Origin of the sequence: Sorangium sp. So ce1014 (assembly GCF_051521505.1) — a bacterium.
Classification (GTDB): Bacteria; Myxococcota_A; Polyangia; order Polyangiales; family Polyangiaceae; genus Sorangium.
On the sequence record NZ_CP150356.1, the window covers coordinates 4,599,531 to 4,619,570 of the forward strand.

At 70.0% G+C, this 20,040-nt stretch carries 18 protein-coding genes; 11 read left to right on the forward strand and 7 right to left on the reverse strand.

Annotated features, from left to right (window positions below):
- Positions 1-206: 206 nt before the first annotated feature.
- Complete coding sequence (locus tag WME75_RS17460) at positions 207-833, forward strand: DUF1349 domain-containing protein (protein WP_437492211.1); 627 nt, start codon at positions 207-209, stop codon at positions 831-833.
- 408 nt (positions 834-1,241) lie between these two features.
- A complete protein-coding gene (locus tag WME75_RS17465; protein WP_437492213.1) occupies positions 1,242-2,720 on the forward strand; it encodes a serine/threonine-protein kinase in 1,479 nt (492 codons plus the stop codon).
- A 280-nt stretch (positions 2,721-3,000) separates the two neighbouring features.
- Here the strand turns inward: WME75_RS17465 and WME75_RS17470 are convergent, their stop codons facing one another.
- Positions 3,001-4,275 (reverse strand): glutathionylspermidine synthase family protein, encoded by a 1,275-nt coding sequence (locus tag WME75_RS17470; RefSeq protein WP_437492214.1) that lies wholly within the window; start codon positions 4,273-4,275, stop codon positions 3,001-3,003.
- On the reverse strand, positions 4,272-5,123 hold the full coding sequence (locus WME75_RS17475) for a DUF350 domain-containing protein (RefSeq protein WP_437492216.1): 852 nt from the start codon (positions 5,121-5,123) through the stop codon (positions 4,272-4,274). The genes WME75_RS17470 and WME75_RS17475 overlap by 4 nt, the downstream gene beginning before the upstream one ends.
- 162 nt (positions 5,124-5,285) lie before the next feature.
- Here WME75_RS17475 and WME75_RS17480 point away from each other — a divergent pair, with 162 nt between their 5' ends.
- Genes WME75_RS17480 through WME75_RS17490 form a run of 3 tightly spaced genes read left to right on the forward strand, consistent with a single transcriptional unit; the run spans position 5,286 to position 8,148 of the window.
- The gene (locus WME75_RS17480; RefSeq protein WP_437492218.1) at positions 5,286-6,215 is read left to right on the forward strand and encodes a hypothetical protein; all 930 of its coding nucleotides are present in this window, start codon (positions 5,286-5,288) and stop codon (positions 6,213-6,215) included.
- On the forward strand, positions 6,212-7,573 hold the full coding sequence (locus WME75_RS17485) for a hypothetical protein (RefSeq protein WP_437492220.1): 1,362 nt from the start codon (positions 6,212-6,214) through the stop codon (positions 7,571-7,573). The genes WME75_RS17480 and WME75_RS17485 overlap by 4 nt, the downstream gene beginning before the upstream one ends.
- A gap of 2 nt (positions 7,574-7,575) precedes the next feature.
- Complete coding sequence (locus WME75_RS17490; RefSeq protein WP_437492221.1) at positions 7,576-8,148, forward strand: hypothetical protein; 573 nt, start codon at positions 7,576-7,578, stop codon at positions 8,146-8,148.
- A gap of 149 nt (positions 8,149-8,297) precedes the next feature.
- Here WME75_RS17490 and WME75_RS17495 read toward each other — a convergent pair whose 3' ends face one another.
- Positions 8,298-9,089 (reverse strand): hypothetical protein, encoded by a 792-nt coding sequence (locus WME75_RS17495; protein ID WP_437492223.1) that lies wholly within the window; start codon positions 9,087-9,089, stop codon positions 8,298-8,300.
- Positions 9,090-9,299: 210 nt separating this feature from the next.
- On the opposite strand from WME75_RS17495, the gene minC reads away from it, so the two are divergent.
- The 3 genes from minC to WME75_RS17510 all read left to right on the forward strand — a co-directional run bounded on the left by minC (position 9,300) and on the right by WME75_RS17510 (position 13,134).
- Positions 9,300-10,145 carry a septum site-determining protein MinC gene (gene minC, locus WME75_RS17500; protein WP_437492225.1) on the forward strand — a complete coding sequence of 282 codons (846 nt, stop codon included), beginning with the start codon at positions 9,300-9,302 and terminating at the stop codon, positions 10,143-10,145.
- A gap of 618 nt (positions 10,146-10,763) precedes the next feature.
- The gene (locus WME75_RS17505) at positions 10,764-11,336 is read left to right on the forward strand and encodes a hypothetical protein (protein WP_437492227.1); all 573 of its coding nucleotides are present in this window, start codon (positions 10,764-10,766) and stop codon (positions 11,334-11,336) included.
- A 208-nt stretch (positions 11,337-11,544) separates the two neighbouring features.
- Positions 11,545-13,134: an MSCRAMM family protein gene (locus WME75_RS17510; RefSeq protein WP_437492229.1), complete on the forward strand. Its 1,590-nt coding sequence runs from the start codon at positions 11,545-11,547 to the stop codon at positions 13,132-13,134.
- 29 nt (positions 13,135-13,163) lie between these two features.
- Here the strand turns inward: WME75_RS17510 and WME75_RS17515 are convergent, their stop codons facing one another.
- The gene (locus WME75_RS17515; RefSeq protein WP_437492231.1) at positions 13,164-14,885 is read right to left on the reverse strand and encodes an ABC transporter substrate-binding protein; all 1,722 of its coding nucleotides are present in this window, start codon (positions 14,883-14,885) and stop codon (positions 13,164-13,166) included.
- Positions 14,886-15,201: 316 nt separating this feature from the next.
- Between WME75_RS17515 and WME75_RS17520 the strand changes: the two genes are divergently transcribed.
- Positions 15,202-15,873, forward strand: coding sequence for a cyclase family protein (locus tag WME75_RS17520; protein ID WP_437492233.1), 672 nt, complete (start codon positions 15,202-15,204; stop codon positions 15,871-15,873).
- A gap of 96 nt (positions 15,874-15,969) precedes the next feature.
- On the opposite strand, the gene WME75_RS17525 is transcribed toward WME75_RS17520, so the two are convergent.
- Positions 15,970-16,935, reverse strand: coding sequence for a DUF4423 domain-containing protein (locus WME75_RS17525; RefSeq protein ID WP_437492235.1), 966 nt, complete (start codon positions 16,933-16,935; stop codon positions 15,970-15,972).
- 109 nt (positions 16,936-17,044) lie between these two features.
- Here WME75_RS17525 and WME75_RS17530 point away from each other — a divergent pair, with 109 nt between their 5' ends.
- On the forward strand, positions 17,045-17,731 hold the full coding sequence (locus WME75_RS17530; RefSeq protein ID WP_437492236.1) for a hypothetical protein: 687 nt from the start codon (positions 17,045-17,047) through the stop codon (positions 17,729-17,731).
- 96 nt (positions 17,732-17,827) lie between these two features.
- On the opposite strand, the gene WME75_RS17535 is transcribed toward WME75_RS17530, so the two are convergent.
- Positions 17,828-18,271 (reverse strand): NADAR family protein, encoded by a 444-nt coding sequence (locus WME75_RS17535; RefSeq protein ID WP_437492238.1) that lies wholly within the window; start codon positions 18,269-18,271, stop codon positions 17,828-17,830.
- Here WME75_RS17535 and WME75_RS17540 point away from each other — a divergent pair.
- Positions 18,270-18,434, forward strand: a complete 165-nt coding sequence (locus WME75_RS17540; protein WP_437492240.1) for a hypothetical protein — start codon at positions 18,270-18,272, stop codon at positions 18,432-18,434. The two genes, WME75_RS17535 and WME75_RS17540, sit on opposite strands and share 2 nt — an antisense overlap.
- A gap of 37 nt (positions 18,435-18,471) precedes the next feature.
- On the opposite strand, the gene WME75_RS17545 is transcribed toward WME75_RS17540, so the two are convergent.
- Positions 18,472-19,599, reverse strand: coding sequence for a substrate-binding domain-containing protein (locus WME75_RS17545; protein ID WP_437492241.1), 1,128 nt, complete (start codon positions 19,597-19,599; stop codon positions 18,472-18,474).
- Positions 19,600-20,040 lie beyond the last annotated feature (441 nt).

Consider the following 20,040-nt stretch of genomic DNA (forward strand, 5'->3'; position numbering starts at 1 on the left):
TCGGGGTGCCCCCAACCTGGGTCGGGTTGCCCCCAACCTGGGTCGGGTCGCCTCCCCAACCTGGGTCGGATTGCAACCTGGGTCGGATTGCACCACCGGCGAACTTGGGTCGGGTTGCGCTGCGCCATGACCTGTCAGGTCTCGCCGCTGACGTGCAGCCGCAACTTAGCAGCGAGGCGGACGCAGATCCTGGTAACATCTGCTCAATGCAAGAAGAGAGAAAGGAAGCAGGTGAGCCCATCCATCTCGCGCCTTTGCCGATGTCGCTCCTCTGGGAGCCGCCGCCGAAGAGCTGGAGCGCCGGGGACGGATCGAGCCTGACGATCACGGCAGGCAGCAAGACCGACCTGTTCATCGATCCGGAAGGCACGGCCGAGGCGCTGACCGCGCCGCGCTTGCTCGGCACCCCGCAGGGGGACTTCATCGTCAGCGCGCGGGTGACCGTCGGCTTCTCGGCGGTCTACGATGCCGGCGTGCTGCTCCTCTGGGCGCACGAGCGCGCGTGGGCCAAGCTCTGCTTCGAGCTCTCGCCGCAGCGTGAGCCGACGATCGTCTCCGTCGTCACACGCGGCCTGTCGGACGACTGCAACGCGTTCGCCGTCGGCAGCGACCACGTCTGGTTGCGCGTGGCGCGGCTCGGTCGAGCCTACGCGTTTCACGCCTCCGTCGACGGGACGGCGTGGCGGCTCATCCGCTATTTCGCCTTCGACAGCGCCGGGGACGCCGCTGTCGGCTTCTCGGCGCAGTCGCCGACGGGCGATGAATGTACGGCGGTCTTCGAGGATATCCGCTTCGCGCCGCGGAGGCTCGGCGATCTCCGCAGCGGAGAGTGACGCCGCGAGCGCCGGCGCCATGGCCGCTGGTCAGTCCGCCGTCGACCGGCTTTCGCATGCCGCTCGCGCACATGTCGTCAACGGCGCATCACCCGCTGGCGCGCGCGGCTTCCCCACATCCGCGGAGGACCGGGGCACATGAGGGGCACCGCGTCTTCGGCGCAGCGCGCGACGCCCCTCACCGGGCCGTGAGCGCCAGCCATCGGCGCGTGCTGCAAAGGTGCACCTCGCGACGCTGTACGTGTGGGTTTGCAGGCATCCATGCGCGACCGATCCCGGGTGTTCGCGATTCAAAGGCCACCGCGTTCGCGATACGCTGCGGACATGTCCCGGCCTCTCGCCTCAGGTCGTCCCTCTTTGGGTACACTCACCGGTCTGGGACACGGGGGCGGTACGAAGGTCACGGGCGTGCTGCAGCCGCCCGCTCCGGGTCAACAGCCCGATGCCCCGGCGAAGAACGTCGCGCGCGACGCTGCCACGCTCAGCGAGCAGGCGGTGCCGTCGTCGCAGCTGCGTCCCGCCGCTCCGCGCGGCGCCGGACAGGACGAGACTCGAGCGGCGCTCCTGCCAGACCGCATCGTCGCCGGACGGTACAGGCTCGTGCATCCGCTCGGCCACGGCGCCATGGGCGAGGTCTGGCGCGCACACGACCGTGTCCGGCGTTTCGATGTCGCGCTCAAATTCCTCGTGCTTCCTCGCCAGAACCTGGCCATCGACTTCATGGAGCGCTTCCGCTTCGAGGCGCAGGTCGCGGCGCAGCTGGGGCGGAAGACCGACCTCATCGTCACCGTGCACGACGCCGGCGAGGATCCTGAGACAGGCCCGTACCTCGTCATGGAGTACGTGCGCGGCCGGTCCCTCCGGCAGCTGATCCAGGAGCGAGGGCCGGTGCCGGCGGTCGAGCTCGCTGCGCTCCTCTGCCAGATCGGAGAGGCCCTCTCGGTGGCGCACGGCCTCGGGATCGTGCATCGCGACATCAAGCCATCGAACATCCTGCTCCGCGACGGACGCGACGGCCGCCTGCGGGCCAAGGTCGCCGACTTCGGGATCGCCAAGTGGATCCGCCAGGATCTGGCGGCCGACTTCCCCCGCCAGACCGCCGAGGGCGTGGTGCTGGGCACGCCGGCCTACCTCAGCCCCGAGCACACGTGCGACGGGCACGCGGATCCGCAGCTCGACATGTGGGCCCTCGCGGTGGTCGCGCACGTGGCGCTCACCGGTCAGCAGCCCTTCGCCGGCCGCAACATCGCCGATGTGCTCGCCTCCGTCCTCTCCAGCGGGCGACCCCCGCTGTCGACGCTGTCCCCGGGGGCGCCGCCGGAGCTGGAGAGCTGGTTCGCGCGCGCCTTCGCCCTGGATCCTGCAGAGCGATTCCCGTCCATCAAGCCGATGATCGCCTCCTTCGTGGCCGCGGTCGGGGCGCCGGACGCGCCTGGCACGCTGGCGCTTGCTGCGTCGACGCTCGCTGCGCCGCCGCGGCGGACCAAGGTGCACATCGCGGCGGCTGGCCTCTTCGTGGCGCTCGGGCTGGGGATGGCGCTCGCGGCCGCGCTGCCCCGGCAGCGGCCAGAGGGCACCTCCGCGGCGCTGCGGGCGTTTGGCGACGAGGCGCGCGCGGTGGTCCGCCACGCTCCCACGGCGCAGACGCCGAGGGCGCCCCAGGCGAGCGTGCGCTCGACGGTCCCGACGGCCGGACCCACGGCAGCGCCGCTCGCGACGGCGGCGCCCCTGACAGCGCCGCGGCTCGCCGCGACGCCGGTGGAGCCTGCGCCGCGACCCGCCGCGGCGCGCCCCGTCCGCGCGTCCGAGGCGCCGCGGAGCACGGGCGGAGCGCCCCCGCGACAACGCTCGACCGACGCAGGTGTGCGGAAGAGCGCGATTTTCTGAGCAGCGACGGCGAGCCATCCCGCTCGTCGGCCTGAAGTCGAGCGCGCCCGAGCTGCTGGTATCGACGTTCTCGAAGGACACGATCCTGCCGCACTCCATGCCGCAACCTGGGTCGGGTCATCGCCAACCTGGGTCGGGTCATCGCCAACCTGGGTCGGGTCATCATCATCATCATCGCCAACCTGGGTCGGGTCATCATCGCCAACCTGGGTCGGGTCATCGCCAACCTGGGTCGGGTCATCGCCAACCTGGGTTGGCTATCCCGGGGTCGGCTATCCCGCTATCCCAGGTTGGGTCCGGCCACGCTTTGGCCCACGACGAGCGCCGGTGCGCTCAGCGCGGTCGCGTCCGTCATGCCGGCCTGGACGCGCGCGTAGATGCCGCACGCCTCGCCGGCGATGAGGTAAATGCCGTAATTGACCGACTCCCGCCGCTCGTTTTCCAGGGCCGCGAAGTACCGCTGCGCGATCCACCGGCCCTCGCGGGCCTTGGCCAGAGAAGCGCGCCACACGTCGTCGGACGTGTGGCGCCCGAGGATCACCTCTTCCCCCTCGGCGCCGTAGTCGCTCTTCAGGACCCAGTCCTCGCGCTGCGCGCGGAGCAGCTCGGGGTGCACCGTCTCCAGCCGCGACGTCACCGGCACGTGGCGCTGGATCACCGACTGCGCCTGCGGCGAGAAGCGGTGGAGGTGCTCCCACATGAACGCCATCGATCGCTTGTTCTGCGGCAGCACCGCGCCGAGTGGGTTCAAGATCGCGGCGCGCCCGTCGGCCGCCGCCGAGAGCACGGCGCCGAGCGGGCCGGCGAGCGGCTCGGCGTCGGGGATCTGCTCGTCGGTCCACACGCTCGAGCGCTCCCCCCACCAGTCCGTCTTGTAATGGCGGAGCAGGATCGAGAACGGGACGTCGAACAGGGACAGGCCCCGATCGTCGTGACCGAGGTTGTACGGCGAGCCGAGGAACACCGCGTAACCGCGCTCCTCGAGCCAGCGCCGGTAAAGGCGGATCACCGAGAGATCCTCGGTGAACTCCGTGGGATAGACGAAGCCGAGGCGCCGCGTCGCGGCCTCGCCGAGGAGCGCGCGGGCGACCTCGTCCACCATCGCGCAGAACCGGGCGCCGAGCTCGCGGTTGGGGTCGAGCGCGCCCGGGTGGTCCGCCGCCGCGAGCGCGCTCAGCACGACCGCCTCCGCCTCGCCCGTCGGCGTGTCGCAGTTCAGCTCGGCGATCGCGGGGCCCTCGTCGGTCAGGAAGACGTCGGCGCGCGCGACGCCGTGCCACAGCGGCTGCGACGAGAGCCACATCGCCTTCTGGCAGGGCGTCAGACAGAAGAAGTCGTCGAGCAGCGACGGCTCGTCCGCGACGAGCAGGCACAGCTCGTTGTACACCGCCGCGACCTCCTCGGCGGCCCGGTACAGGGCGCGCTGCTCCGCCGCCGTGACGAGCACCGGCTCCTCGCGGAAGCGCGGCGCGCCGTCGATCCAGGGGTCGGTGATGAGGCCCGTCTCGACGATCCTCGCGGCGAAGGCGTCGTAGGCCCGGACAGCGTCGCTCATAGGAGGCGCGCGATGGCGATCGAGGTCGCGAGGTAAGTCGCCGCCTCGAGGGCGCCCATGCCCTCGTTGCGGTCGGCCGCGATGCCCGCGTCGAGGCGGCCGCCGCGCAGCGCGAGCGGCGCGCCGAGCAGCAGGCTCTGCACGAGGAGCTGCCGGACAGGGTAGAGCGCGAACAGATAGAGCAGCACGCCGCCATAGCCCTTCAGCGAGACGAAGAGACCCTCGAAGTCGCCCTCGAGCGCCCGAGCGATGATGATCGCCACGGCGATCGAGACGCCGGCGTAGCTCAGCGCTGCGGCGAGGTTCTCGCCCTGGATCTGCTCGGCGTCGTCGTAGGTGGTGAGCGCCCGGAAGAGCGTGATGAACACGTGCAGCGTGATCTGCGCGAGCAGGAAGAAGCCGAGAGAGATCGCGAGATCGCCGAGATCCTTGCCCGCGATCGCGCGCGAGGTGATGAGCCCGGTCGCCACGTAGTGCGCGCCCGCCGCGAGCCCCGCGGCCGCGTTGCCGCGCTCGATCTCGGCCGGGAGCCGCGCCTTGAGCAGGAGCCGGATCCCGAGCTGGCCGGTCGCGATCACGAGGAGCAGGCCCACGACCGCGAACGCGCTCACCCAGAGCAGATCGCGCGCGAAGCCCGACCCGTCGAGGCAGTTCTTGACGGCGTTCGCGGCGACGAGGAACACCGCGAGGACCTGGCCCACCGTGAGCAGCCGGCGCGCGACGTTGCTCTCCGTGAGATCGCGGGCGACCGTGTGCGCCGGCGAGAAGATCCTCTGCCCGATGCGCAGGAGGGCGAGCAGAGCGAGCGTCGTGCCCAGCCCGAACCCCATGACGTAGGACAGATCCATGGGACGCACGCTACAGAACGCGCAGCGCCGTCACAAGCCCCAGCGCGCGCCGCGAAAGGCCCGCGCGAGGCGCTTTCCGGCTCGCGGGTTTGCGGGGCGGCCCGCCCTTTGTGATATGGGTAGGTCCACCGGCCGGCGACGGCCCGGCCTCCGCGACGGACCATGGTCGAACCTCCTTGCGACTCCGGCACTCAGGGCATCCAGGGCATCTTTGCGCGGCCCTATATCGACCTCGAGCCGTACCTCGATCTCGCCCCGCTCGGCGAGATCCACGAGGAGATCTGCCTCGGGCTCACGCAGGTGCCGATCGATTACACAGGCGGCAGCCACCGCACGATGGGCATCATGCCGCCGTCGCGCCTCGGCGAGGCGCTCGGGGACTACGGCGAGGTGATCCGCGGCCTCAAGGACGAGGAGTTCGCCACGTTCCAGCGCCTCTCGGACGACCCCTCGGCCATCGACCGCTCGGCGCGCGACGCCCTCGAGTTCGGCGAGGAGCGCGACATCCCGCTCTCGCGGCGGCAGATGCTCTGGCTCAAGTTCCGCCATGGGGTCTACTTCCCCTGGAAGGTCTATGTCGAGCTGATCCCGAACCGCCTCTGGAGCGACAAGAGCCGGAGCGAAGGCAAGGACTTCACCCGCCTCGCGCGGTCGTTCTTCCCGAAGACGATCGACTACGTGAAGCGCTTGCCGTTCTCGTCGATCGGGCGCTGCAACATCATGGGTCTCGAGGCGAACGATCACGGCACGGTGCACCGCGACGGGGACGGCGTGGCAGGGGAGGGGCGGAGCGTCGAGCGCGAGCCCGAACACTTCATCACCCTCTGTCCCGCGGGCAACAAGCGCCTGTTCCTGTGGGACGAGCGGGCGCGGCGGAGGACGCCTGTCGCCGGCCGGGCTTACTGGTTCAACGATCACGATTACCACGGTGTCGAGGCGGATCCGTTCTTCAGGTACTCGGTGCGCATCGACGGCACGTTCACCCCGGAGCTCATCGAGGCGCTTCGGCGCGACCACGGCCGGGCGCCGGGGGCCGCCGCGCGGGCGGCTGACGCGGGCGCGCCGCGCGACGCCGGGGAGGCCGCCGCGTGAGCCGGCTGGACGAGCCGTTCGAGCGGGCCGAGGTGCTCGACAAGCCGGGGATCGTCGGCGCGCGCTGGTGGCACAAGGGCCTCACCGAGGCGCCGAAGGACGCCTCGCGGCGGAGCGCCATCATGGTCGCGCTCGGCGCGGTCGGGCTCGCCGGGTTCGCGGCGGCGATCGCCGTGGCCGCCGACGGGTGCTCCGACGACGAGCACGAGGTCCAGAGGAAGCGGGCGCTCGACATGCAGCGGACCTTCGGCTGGAGCTTCGGCGCCGCGCAGGAGAGCGTCACGTTCGACGGCGAGTCGAGGAAGCCGTTCGACCAGGCGGCGATCGCGAGGATGGCGACGGACCTCAGGCCCGGAGACGAGGCCTTGCGCGCCTACTACGTTCCCGCGCTGTTCGAGTCGCCCTCCGCCGTGCCCACGCTCGTCGCCCAGGGGGATCCGGCGCCGATCACGCCGCTCGGCAACGTGCTCCGGCCGATCTTCACGGCGGCGATGGAGCGCGCCTACCGGAGCGGCAAGGCGCTCGCGTCGCTGCTCCTCGCCGCCCGGACGGCCAGCGGCCTGCGCCGGGACATCGCGGTCATCGTGGATCTGGACGGCCCCGAGTCGGTGGCCTTCGCCGCCGGCGCGGCGGAGGCGTTCGATCCGGTGTTCACCTTCGACAACTGGCCGCACCCACGCGGCGTCGTCAAGGCGCACCAGACGCTCGCCGCGGCGGCGTACTATCAGCCGCTCTTCGCCCGCCCGCACCCCGGCCCGCGCGCGACCATGTTCGTCCTCGATCGCCAGCGGCTCTCGCCGTATTCGGACGACGCGACGCAGTTCGACAACCGGCATGTCGCGCGGCTGCCGTCCGCCGACGCGCTCTGGGACCGCGGGGTCCGACATGTGCTGTACGTCGTGCCCACGGAGGCGGATACGACCGAGTCCGACGATCTCAACGACGATCTCGTGGCCTACCGGATGCGTCAGCTCCGCGTGGGCATGATGGCCGCGAGCGCCTTCGCGCCTGATCTCACGGAGGCGAGGCCCGCGGACGCCACCGAGGACTGGCCTCCGTACTACTACGGTAGCAGCGCGAGGTCGCACGGCTGGTTCTGGGTGGACTATCCGTGGGGGCCGCCCCCGCTCAAGCAGGCGCCGGTCGAGCCCGCCGTGCGGCGGCCGGGCAAGAGCTATGCGCCGGCGGCGCGCGCGACGCCGTTCTCGACCAGCAGCGCCGCAGGCGCGACGCCGCCGAGCCCGACCGGCTTCGGGACGGTGCCCGTCGTCGTGGCGCTCGGCACCGGCGCGATCCTCGGGGCGGCGCTCAGCCGGAGCGGCTCGTGGAACCGGGCCTCGGGCGGGTACGGAGGCTAGGCGTGGAGCACTCGATCTTCGCGATGGAGGTGTGCGCGCGCCTGGACCCCGGGAGCGCCCTGCAGCGCACGCTGCACGAGTCCATCCAGGGCCATTGCGAGACGATGAGCCTGAACCAGAAGTGGCACCAGTACCGCCGCGCGCAGGTGGCGCTGCTGTCCAACCTGCCAGTCCTCGAGAAGGGGTGCTGGGACTATTTCGACGACGACTCCCGCGCGCTCAACGACTACGGCATGTGGGCCCGCGGCATGATCACCGAGGAGGGGGCGCGCAAGGGGCCGTCGGGGACGGCGGATCCGTACCGCGGGCAGCCGCGCTACCTGACCTTCACGATGGCGTTCCTCCTGCTCCACGGCTCGCCCACCGATCGGATGATCCGCACCATCTGCGACGTCCCCAAGGACCGCCTCTGGCGCCGCGACGTGTTCGGCCACATCCTCCAGAACCTCGGGCACGTGAGCTTCGCCAGCGTCAAGTCGGACGTCATCTACCTGATCCCGCGCGACGAGGGCTGGGCGCTCACCGCCGAGGATCTGACCGATCCCAAGTTCCACTACCTGCGCAAGATCGTATAGAGCAGAGCGGCGCTCGCCCGCGCCTGGCGGATAAGAAAGCCGCCAGGGACGCCAAGAACGCCAAGGACGCGAAGGGGGCAGAGGACGGAGGATCTTATCCTGGTGTCTTGCTTTTTATATAGATTTATACATCGCGCTGGAGCGGCGCCTCAAAACCACGTTTCCCACCGGCCGCGGTCGATCTCTGCGGCATGCACCGTCGCGGAGATGCGGTCTCGGTCGCCGGGAAATGGCTGTATCTGGTGCAGGCGATAGCTGTCGATGACGAGCGCGCCGCCGGGGCTGTAGCCGGCGATGAGGCTCCGCGCGGAGAGCGCCTCGTCGCCCGGGTCGTCCCGCCCGTCGTAGAGGACGTCCCACAGCTTGAGCCCGCCGTCCGCGTCGGGGAGATCCAGCATCACGACGACGGTGATCGCGCGGAGCCGCCGGGAAAGGTGGTAGTCGGAGAGCCCCTCCGTGTCGAAGTGGATGACGCCGCCCTCGCGCGCGACCTTCTCCCCCGCGGGGAAGATGTGCACCCCGGGCCCGCAGAAGCCGCGCCGGGGCTGCGCGAGCCCGCCCGTGAGCGCCGCGACGAGCTCGCGCATCCGGCGCTGGAGCCCGGGGAGGCGGCGCTCGACGCGGGCGTCGGAGGCGGCCGCGTCGGCGAAGTACAGCCGGGAGCGCCCCTGCTCCAGGTGCGTGTAGAAGGCGCGCCCCAGCGAGAACTGCTCGCCGCCGAAGTCGGCAGTCCACTCATCGCGGGCGGCCTGGACCCCCGCGACGAGCGCCGCGCGCTCCGCCTCGGAGAACACCCGGGGTATCTCCAGGGCGAAGTGGCGATCGAGCGCGTCGACGGGCGGATCCCCCGTGCGCGGGGAGGAGGAGGACGAGGACGAGGAGGCTGACGAGCCGAGATGAGGGTCGAGCCGCCGTACGGAGGCGCGGCGCGCGGTGGGCATGGGCAAACCACCGTTAGCATCGTCCGCGGCGACCAGCCAACCGGCGACCAGCCAACCGGCGACCGGCCAACCGGCGACCAGCCAACCGGCGGCCCGCCGGCCGTGACGCCCGACTGACGGCCGGAGAGCCCGCCGGTTTTTCCGGCGCGCGCTGACGGATCCGGGGTACAGTGCCGCGGCGGAAGCACCTTTTTGCGAGCGAGGACAGCGATGGTGTCGGGCAGGCGAGGGGAGAAGCGGCAGGAGCAGCAGGCATTTGCGCTCAAGGGCACGATGCCCGCGATGACGATGCTCTGTCTGCGGACGGCGGATGTCTCGGCCATCGAGCGTCAGCTCGAAGGCCACATCTCGCAGATGCCGCACTTCTTCCTGCACCTGCCGATCCTGCTCGATCTCGACGCCCTCGGCGACGAGCCCGTCGACCTCGGCGCGCTCGCCGGGCTGCTGCGCAAGCACAACCTCGTGCCCATCGCCGTGCGCAACCCGACGGACGCCCAGCGCGAGCGGGCCGTCGCCGCCGGCCTCGGCGTGCTGCGGACGCCGCTCACCCGCTCGCCGCGAAAGGACTCGCCGGCCGAGGGAAACACCCCCACGCCGGGGCCCGTGGCGGTAGGACCTGCGGGGGCGGACCGCGGGGCGGCAGGGGCGGCCGCGGACCGCGGCGCGGCCGGGCCCGCCCGGCGCTCGAGGGACGCCGCGCCGGCGCCGGACGCGGCCGGCGAGCCGCCGCCCGCGGGCCTCACACTGCGGCAGCCGGTGCGCAGCGGGCAGGTCATCTACGTCCCTCACGGCGACCTCGTGGTCCTCTCGCCGGTCAGCTCGGGCGCGGAGCTCATCGCCAACGACAACATCCACGTCTACGCGCCGCTCCGCGGCCGCGCCATGGCCGGCGCCCACAACAACGCGGACGCGAGCATCTTCTGCATGAGCCTCGAGGCGGAGTTCGTCTCCATCGCCGGCCGCTACCTCATGGCCGACGAGATCCCCGACGAGCACCGAGGCAAGCCCGCCCGCATCTCGGTGCAGAACGACGGGCTCGTGATCACGCGGCTGTAGCGCTCAGGCGCCCTCCGGCGGGGATCCCAGCGCCGGCGGCGTTCCGTCGAGCCCGTCGCGCCGCTCGGGACGCCGCGGCTCGCCATCCGGGGCGAACGGCCCGCCGGGGCCTCGCCGTCATGGGCTCCCGAGCCTCCTCCACGGAAAACCACCCGGGACGAGCGCGTTCGTACTGGCAGCCTTCGCCGCAGATCCGCCGCTCGCACACGGCGGCTGACGTTCGGCTCGAACGCCCTCTGCGGGACCAGAGACGGTCGACATCTCGCGTCCGGAGCACCGCCGGGGCATCGGTGACAGATCCAGACAGGCGCGATGGTGCGAGGACAAACCCCGTGTTCCCGCAAGCTGGCGACGCTGGAACAAACAGTTATCGTCCAGCGCGACTACCCTGAAACAAAACCACCAACTGAAAAAGCGCTTGCACCGGCGCAGTCGTGGAATAGCTTACCGCTCGCTGTCACGCAGAGCTCGACGGAGCGCGTGACCGCCTTCGGGCCCGCAAGTGGCAGGTGAGCTGGCGACCGACGTCGCCGAACCACAGGTCGATGCGGAGCTGTGCGCCGGGCGAGCTGTCCCGGCGTGAGATCGTGTATCTGTGATCATGATTGGAGGGGTTCCATGCAGAAGATGCTTCTTCCGTCTTTCGTCCTCGTTGCCGTGACGCTCTCCGCCAGCGCGATGGCGGCGAATATTCAAAGGTTCGACGTCAAGATCGATACCGGGTACGACGATATCAGCGACGCCAACGAGCTGAGGTGCGACGATCCCTTCTTCAAGGATGACGATGCGGGGGAATACCTCGGTTACCCGATCGAATTCTGTGCGAGCGCATGCAGGGTGAAGTTCAAGGGGGATGTGCGGGAGTCCGCCAACTTCTACCTGTTGCAGAAGTTGACGTCCGGTAACTACGACTGCAAGAAGATCGACGAGAAGCCGACCTTCGTCGCCAACGATCGCAACAAGAAGAGCAAGCTCCTCTTCAAGAACAAGGTCCGGACAGTCAAGGTGTTTGCGGGAGGCTCAGACTTTGAAGGCAACCTGTACGGCGCGTGCAGCTTCAAGGATCTCGACTACATCGACTACAGTTGCTGGTTCGAGGCCAAGGAGAACGACCGCGAGGAGGACGAGGAGGACGAGGAGGACGAGGAGGGCGAGCACGCGGACAGCGACGGGACGGTGACCGAGGGCTGATCCTCGACGCACGATCCGGAACGCCGCAGATCGGCGGCCGTCCGGAGCTCCCGGAGTGCACACGGGAGCTCCGGTGACCGGCGGCAGCGCGCGCCGGTCTCTGGCGGGAAGGGAGTCGCCGGCTTTCGCCGGCGGCTCTCCCTTTTTGTGCCAGGCGTCTACCGCACGACCGCGCGGTCGCCGGGGTACGCCACCTGGAGACACGACGATGCAACAGCACAGCTCACGAACAAGCCTCGTTCACCGATCCTCTGGCAGGCTCCTCCTGCTCGCCCTGCTCGCCCTCGCCATCGCGGCCACGGTGCTGCTGCTCGCCCGCCCCAGGGCCGAAGAGACCCTCTCCGCAAGCAGCGAGGAGGCCGAAGGCGAGACGCGCAGGCGACCGTCCACCTACCGGAACCGGGCCCTCTTGAAGGCCCCCACGCCGTCCCGGCCGCGCGAGGCCGAAAGCCCGCGGATCGTCGGCGACGTCTACGACACGAACGGCAACACGCTCGCGGGCGCGGCCGTCGTCGCCACGACCTTCGAGGTCGCCGGCAACATCCCCTCGACCGCGCGCGCCGTGACGAGCGATGAGCGCGGGCGCTTCGAGCTCAGCTTGCCGGCGGGGACATACCAGCTCAAGGTCGCTCTGGCCGGCTACGGCCCGAACAGCACGATCGCGCACAGCGGCGACACCGTGAGTCTCGTGCTGTCGCAGAGCGGCGTCATCACCGGGCGCGTCGTCGACGAGCGCAAGGAGCCGGTGCGCCGCTTCACCATCGATGTCCTCTCCGCCGTTCCCGATGACGCGCCGGCGCCGCCGGCGATGTACTCACAGACGTTCGAGAGCCCCGATGGGACCTTCCGCATCGACCAGATCCCCGACTGGAACGTGATCCTCAAGGCCACGGCCGAGGAGCACGCGCCGACGTTCTCCGAAGCGCTCACCGTCGAGCGCGGCCAGACGGGCACGGTGGAGCTCGCGCTCTCCCGTGGGTGCGCCCTCTCGGGGAGGGTGGAGGACTCGCAGGGCACGCCGCTGCCGGGCGTGTTCGTCGACGCCGAGTCGCGACTCGGCACCGGCTCCCTGAGCGAGCAGGCCCTCCAATCCTCGGCCGACGTGCAGCAGACGAAGACCGAGGACGACGGCACCTTCCGGCTCGAGCATGTGCCCACGGGGGACGTCCAGGTGCGCGCCTACGACGGGAGCCACGCGGTGACCACGCTGGCCTTGAACATCTCCGACTGCGGCAAGGTAGAGCCGGTGAAGGTGGTCATGTCCCCCGGCGGGAGCCTCCACGGCGTGGCGCGCCGGGAGGACGGCTCGCCGATCCCCCACGCCAAGATCACGCTCCTCGCCCGCTCCGTCGGCTTCGTGAACGTGCTGGCCGATGAAGAGGGGCGCTATGGCATCGACGACCTGCCCGCCGGGAGGGTGCGCGTCGAGCTGCGCGATGGCAGCCAGGCGACCATGGTGTCCGTGAAGGTCAAGGAGGGCATGACAGTGAAACGCGACATCTCCCTCTTTGGCGAGGGGACCGGCGAGCTCCGGGGGCGCGTCACCGCCGGCGACAAGCCCCTCGCCGGGATCCGCCTGTTCATCGCCTCGAACCGCGGCCCCAAGAAGGGCTTCGAGCGCCACACGTCGGTGACCGACAAAGACGGCAATTTCCGTGTGCCCTCTGTCGCACCGGGGGCTTACGTGGTCACCGCCACGGCCACCCCCGCGGGCCAAGGCGCGTACGTCGAGGAGGGCGGCGTCACGACCGTGAACCTCGACGTGAAGCCGAGGCCCGCCGCCGAGGACACGAACTGAGCCGCCGCCCCCCGGCCCGGCCGGGGCCTTCACCTCGGCCGGAGCTCGGTCAGGACGAGCAGGTACTCCGGCGGGTTGTTCGGCGTCAGCTTGGCGTACGGGTTCTCCGTGGTGGGAAAGCCGGTGAACCGCTTCGTGCTGTACTCGCCCCACGACGGGTTCTTGAAGAGCGGGATCACCGGCGCGGCCTGCACGAAAATCATCTGCAGCGCGTCCAGGATGCGCTTCTGCTCGGCAGGGTCCGTCGCGGACTCGAACGCACGGAAGAGCCCGTCGGCCTCCCTGGCGCCGAAGCGGTGCCAGTTGCGCGCCGACATCTCGCCGACCGGCCTCACGAGCTCCGCGCTCATCAGATCGCGGTAGAAGTTGTACGGCGTCGGCTCGACGGTGGTCCACCCCATCGACATGTCGAACGTGCCCTTCTGCAGCGCCGCGAAGAACGCGCTGAAGTCGTACGTCTTCATCGACGCGTCGATACCGATGCTCTGCAGGTTCTGCGTGATGATCTGCACCGCTCGGACCCAGTCGGACCAGCCGCTGACCACGTTGATCTCGAAGCGCAGCGGCTTGCCGTTCCTCGTCCGGATCCCGTCGGCGCCCCGCGGGTAGCCCGCCTCGTCGAGGATCTGGTTCGCCCGCTGCGGGTCGAGCTTCACCCAGTCGCCCGCCGCCACCGCCTTCTCGCTCCGGAACCGCTCGTACGAGTCGTCGAGCCCCGTCGCGTCCGCGCCGTGCGTGTAATTGTCGGCCGCGAGCTTGACGATCTGGTCCCGGTCGATGGCCATGCTGATCGCCTTGCGCACGCGCACGTCGTCGAACGGCTTCCTCGTCGAGTTCGGGTACAGCGTGGCCGTGCCGCCGACGAGCGGGAACCAGTAATGATGGTTCGCCGGATCCCTGGCGACGAAGACCCGCTCGATGTCGGGCACGAACGCGCCTGCCCAGTCGATCTCGCCGTTGACGAGCGCCAGGGTGACCTGATCGTTGCCCGGGTACGCCGGGAAGCGCAGCCCGTCGACCGCCGGCTTGCCCTCCTGCCAGTAGTGCGGGTTCTTGCCGAGCTCGTACACCTGGTTCTGGAAGACCTTCACCTCGGTGAAGGGCCCTGTCGCCACGGGGTTCTCGTTCGCGAACGTGACCGGGTCGGCGACGTCCTTCCAGATGTGCTCCGGCACGATCGGCTGGTGGCCGATGTAGCTGAGCCCAGGGACATACGGCCGCCTCAGGATGAACTCGACCGTGGTCTCGTCCTCCGCGGTCACCGCGCCGAGGAACCTCCATACTCCCGAGAGATCGAGCGCCGGATGCTTCTTGATCAGCGCGAACGTGAACGAGACGTCCTTCGCCGAGAAGGGCTTTCCGTCCGACCACTTGACGCCGGAGCGGGTCGTGAACGTGAGCTTCCTGTTCCCGTCGCTCCACGCATACCGGGTCGCGAGCCACGGCGTGTAGTCGGTCCTCATCGTGTTGTAGACGAGCAGCGGCTCGTAGATGCCGGCGACCGTCGGAAAGCGCACGTTCCCCTCGGCGAGCAGAGGGTTGAAGTTGCGCACCCAGGTGGCCTGCTGCTCCCGCGCGATCGTGACCATCGTCGCGCCCTTCGCGGGCTTCGGCGTGGGCGCCGCCGGCGCCGGCGTCGCCGCCTGCTCCGGAGCGGCGGAGGTGTTCTGCGTCCCTCCCTTCGAGCGACAGCCCGCCGTGGCACCACCCGACAGGACCAGCGCCGACAGGATGAAAGCATGGCGCGGCATGGCTCGACTCATCCCAGGCATCAAGTTCTCCACGCGGGCGACCTCGGTCTCCCCGCGACGCTCCATTTCAATGACAGCACCCGAACCCGCGCCCGCTGAGGCACAAATACATCACGCTCGCCCGAGGAGCCCCGGGGCAGTGCGCGACGCCCCCGTGGTCACACTCTATCGGTGCGTGTCGCCACGTGTCAACTTACCGGCCTTGCCTGATTTCTGGATCTCCTCGCGTCCTTTCGCGAAACTGGCGGCGGCCCGGGGACCCCGCCGGGCGGACAGGAGGCTCCCTGCGCGTGGAGACCCTCCCAAGGAGCGGACCGTGACCACCCCCGTCTCGCGACTCTTCATCGATCTGAGCCACGCCGTCGAGCACGGCATGATCACGTACAAGGGCGTGCCGGCGCCCGTCCTCTGCGATTTCCTCTCGCGCGAGCAGTCGCGCGGCGTCTACGCGGAAGGCGTCGAATTCCACATCGGGCGCATCGACATGGTCGCGAACACGGGCACCTACGTGGACAGCCCGTTTCATCGCTATGCCGATGGCAAGGACCTCGCCGGCCTGCCGCTCGAATCGCTGGCCGATCTGGAGAGCGTGGTCATCGAGGCGCGCGGCCGGTCCGGGCGCGCGATCGACGCCGACGCCTTCGAGGGGCTCGAGCTCGCCGGAAAGGCCGTCCTCGTGCGCACGGGGTGGAGCGCCCACTGGCGCACCGACCGCTATTTCGAGGGACACCCGTTCCTCACGCGGGACGCGGCGCAGCTCCTCGCCGGCGCCGGCGTCGCGTTCGTGGGCGTCGACACCTACAACATCGATGACACGGCCGATCCCGCGCGGCCGGTCCACTCCGTCCTGCTCGGCGCGGACATCCCGATCTGCGAGCACATGACCGGGCTCGAAGCGCTCCCCGCCGCCGGGGCCCGCTTCTTCGCCGTTCCGGTGAAGGTCCGCGCCCTCGGCACCTTCCCGGTGCGCGCGTTCGCCATGGTGTGAATCGCACCGGCCGCGCGCGCCGCGCGGCCGACCGCGGCCGACCGCGGCGGACGCTCGGCGGACGCTCGGGGCGCCGCCGCGGCGGTCGTGAGCGGCTCAGTCGCCGTCGAGCGGGAAGAGCTGCAGGTTCACGACGACAACGCGCTCGGGCGGCCGTGACTCGGCGATCACCGCGCGCATGTTCTGGAAATAGCTCACGTGGAGCTCGGAGAGCTTCACGAGGTCGGCCGCGGAGACGGTGAAGACGTTGAACGAGAAGCGCCCCTCGGCCTTGCGCGTGAGCCGCGAGAGCCCGACGCCGGCCCAGAAGGACTTGAGCCGGTGCTCTGCGTCCGGGTCGGGGCGCGTGTCCACCGTCCGGATCGGCGCGACGGTCCACCGCCCGCGGCTCTTCCGGATCTGGCCGGCGTCGGCGAGCCGTTCGAGGCAGCGCGCCTCGTCCTCGACGGGGAACCCGAGCCGCCGCGCGATCCAGCCCGGCTCGTGGCGCGGCAGCGCGCGGTACGACGGCATCTCCAGGGCGAGCAGCACGGCGGGGAGCAGCGGCTCCTCGTAGACGGCGCGGCGCTGGGCCTCGAGCGTGCGCCACGCCGCGCTCGCGGCCGGGAGCGCCGCCGGATCGGCGAAGAGGGCCACGAAGTCGAGCAGGCGCAGCGAGCAGGCCTCGACCATCCGCAGGAAGTCCGGGAGCCGCGGCTCGGCCTCGCCCGAGAGCCAGCGCGCGACCGCATAGCGGCTCCTGCCCGCGCGCCGCGCCACGTCGACGATGGGCGAGATCGAGCGCATCTCCGAGAGGAGCGCCGCGACGCCCTCGGCGGACGCCGGGTCGGTGTGCGCGAGCCAGGCGGGCGTCGATGGAAAGAAGCGCCCCACCGCCCCCGCGACGTCGACACCAGCGCGCCGCGCCGCGACGAGGAACGTGGCCGCGGTCGGCCAGCGTCTGCCGGACTCCCACGTGTAGACGACGTTGGTGCGGAAGCCGAGCCGGCGGCTGAAGCCGAGCTGCGAGCGCCGTCCGCGGAGCGCGCGGATCAGCTCTTTTGCGAGGGATTCATGGTCCACATAGCGCAGTTTCGCACATCTGAAGGCCTTTTTGCGGTATGGAATGTGCGAAGCTGAGCTGGCGTCTCCTCGAGAGCGAACGCAAGGTAGGCCGCAGGAGGTCATGAACATGAGCGAGCGGTGCTGGCTTTCTTTGGCTTTTGCGGCGGCGACGGGCGTAGGGCTCCTCGGGTGCGTCGATGGCGCGGGCGGCGGCCCGAAGGGCGGCCAGATCGGCGGAGTCCACGAGGGAGGGGGGTGCGAGGAGAAGGCGGGGGAGGACATCGGCGCAGACGACGTCTCGCCGCTGGGCTTCTCGGCGCGAGAGGCGCTCTCTGCCGTCTCCGGCGAGCGCTCCGTCCCGCTCACGTGGGCGACGGGCGGCAGCACGACAGCGACGCTCTCCGTGGGCGAGCTCGTCGCCGCACGCTTCGCGGGACCGACGGACGGGAGCGGATCGAGCGGCGCCGAGCCGGGGAACGACATTGGCTGCTCCGATCACCTGCAGATCGACGTCCCGATGGCCTTCTCGACGGAGGACGGCGCGTTCGACGATTCGTTCGAGGTCACGCTCAGGGCCACGCAGGTCGGCGCTGCGACCTTCACCCACGCGATCGATCTCGCCGCGCTCCAAGGCTCGTACGAGGTCACCGAGGTAGATCCCGCGGAGTTCAGGGAGGTCTTCGTCTGGCTGATCGGAATGCTGAGCAGCAGCGCCGTTGAGGGCTCGATCGGCGGGCTCGCGGAGAGCTATCCGATCGGGAGCGGGCCGGACGCCGCGGTGGCCGGGCACTCGTTCCGCGTGGCGGAGTTCTGAGCGCCGCGCCGCGGCAGCGCGCTGCAGCTCGCCGCCGCGGCGCCGTCGAGCGGCCCGCGACGGCCTCTCGGTCCTTCCGGAGCGGGCGGATCGCCCTCACGCCGGGCGGCGCAGCTGCTCGCGGATCTCCATCAGGATCTTTCCCAGCATGTTCCGCCCGCTCCCGTCGCCGCCGTCGGCCCAGTAGGCGTCGTTCTTCGTGTGCTCGACCAGCTCGGCGTCCCCGGTGTCGAGCAGGGCGCGCCGGAGATCCTCGTGCTGGGTGAACTTCGCCAGCACCACCTCGCGCATGATGTCGTCCTTCACCTGCTCCCAGTCGGGGCGCAGCGGGCGGCTCCGCTGGCGGCCCATGCGGGCCGCCTCGCCGGGGCCGGGGGCTTTGCGGATCTCCTCCTCGTGGTCGGTGCCGGCGAACTTCTGGGCCTGGAAGTAGTGCTCGGTCGTGGGCCACACCTTGCCTTGCAGCGAGACCGGGTGGCGCGAGAAGTTGGAGAAGGCCCCGTGGGCGTCGCCGGCGCGATAGAAGCGGATGACCGTCATGGCCCCAGTCTATCCCACGGCGCCCGCGACGCCGGGCGGGAACCGCGCGGGGCGGCTCCTGCCCGGCGGGCTGCGCGAGCCGCCCGCGGGTCGCGAGGTCGCCCCCTGCGCCACCTCGGCGCCGCCGGGCCGGACCCAGGATCCTCGGGCGTCGAGCTGCTGACGGCGCCGCACGAGGCCCTTCGCGCGCTGCGACCCCGCTACTGAATCACGCCGATCGTGTGGAGGAAGTCGTTGTAGGCGTCGATCTTGCCCGACGGGACCATGTCGAAGCCGATGTTGACTTTATTCCCGTCGACCATCAGCGGCGAGAGGATCTCCTTTGTGGCGTCGAGGCCGATGGTCTGGATGCCGTAGAGGATATAGGGCACGAGGTAACCCTCGTAGTACTGCCGCTGGGCGTGTGTGGCCCTGATGCGCCCCTGGCGCATGTAGTCGACGGTCTTCGGGTCGAAGTCGAACGCGACGATGGGGACATCCGGTATGCCCGCGGCGTCCGCGGCCAGCACGCACCGGTGCGAGATGTTGAACAGGCCGAGGAGCCCGATGACGGGCGGATCCGCGGTCACGATCCGGGACTTCATCCAGTCAACGTCGTACGCCTCGTTGTCGCCGAAGACGGCCTGGGTCACGATGAACGTGTAGCCGGCCTCCCCGATCACGTCCTGCGCCGCCTGCGTCCGTTCGTATCCGTCGATCCAATCCGTGCCGATGCTGCCGTGGATCAACACCGTGCCTGGAGGCTCGGGCAGCATCGTGAGCAGGGTGTTCGCGGCCGTGGCGCCGGCAGACTTGTTGAGCGATCCGACGTAGAGCGAGCGCTTCGAGGCGGCCATATCGGTGTCGAGCGTCACCACGTGGACCCCGTTCGCGACCGCCTTGTCGATGGCGGCTATGTTGACGTCGCCGAAGGGCGAGACGGCGATCCCCCCGGCGCCGTCCGCCACCGCCAGATCGATCTGCTGGTTCTGGAGGTCCTGCGTTGTCGTAACATCGTCCGAGTGGTCAATGGGCCCGAGCACATTCCCTGTGACCTCGAGCTCCCCCATGGCTCGGCTCGCCCCCGTGGCGATCGGCTCGAAGAAGTCGGAGAGGCTCTTCAGCAGGACCACCATTTGCATCGGCTCGAGCGAGCTCTTGTTCATCTCGGCGACGAGGCTGTCGACGGTCGCCTCGAGCTCCACGGGAGTGAACTCGCTGTCTGGCGTCTGCGCTCGCGTGATGGGTGTGACGTCCGTGCCCTCGGCGGCGAGATCGCTCGAACCGCACGCCGCCGTGGTCAGCGTCAACCCGAAAGCCGCCATCCAGCATCGTCCAATCGTCGTCATGAGATCCCTCCTCCTCGTCCGTGGGTTCGCTCGGTCGCGGGCGGTGTCCCAGCGTGCCTGCTCGATCTTTCTTGTTACGACGCCCGAGGACGGGCCGTCAAGGGGCACGAAAACAATCATGCGAGCAGCGAAATGAAGATCGCAGCGGTCTTCATGTTGTTGATGTAATTCGGGCCACGATAGCGGGCATTCGTCTTCGGAAAGCGCGCTCCTTGGCCATGTCCGTGTCCATGTCCATGTCCGTGGATCACGGTTATTAGGCCGAAATGTGAGCATGGGAGCGACAGGAGACGGGAGGAGAGGGACCCCTGGGCGGCCGCACGTCTCTTACGATCTCTTACGGTCTCTCTCGCCTGCTCAGCATGGCCGTCGATGGGATGCCGGCGCAGGAAAGAACGACGCTGGTTCAACAGCTCATCCGAGGTGCTCTCCCGCCAGCTT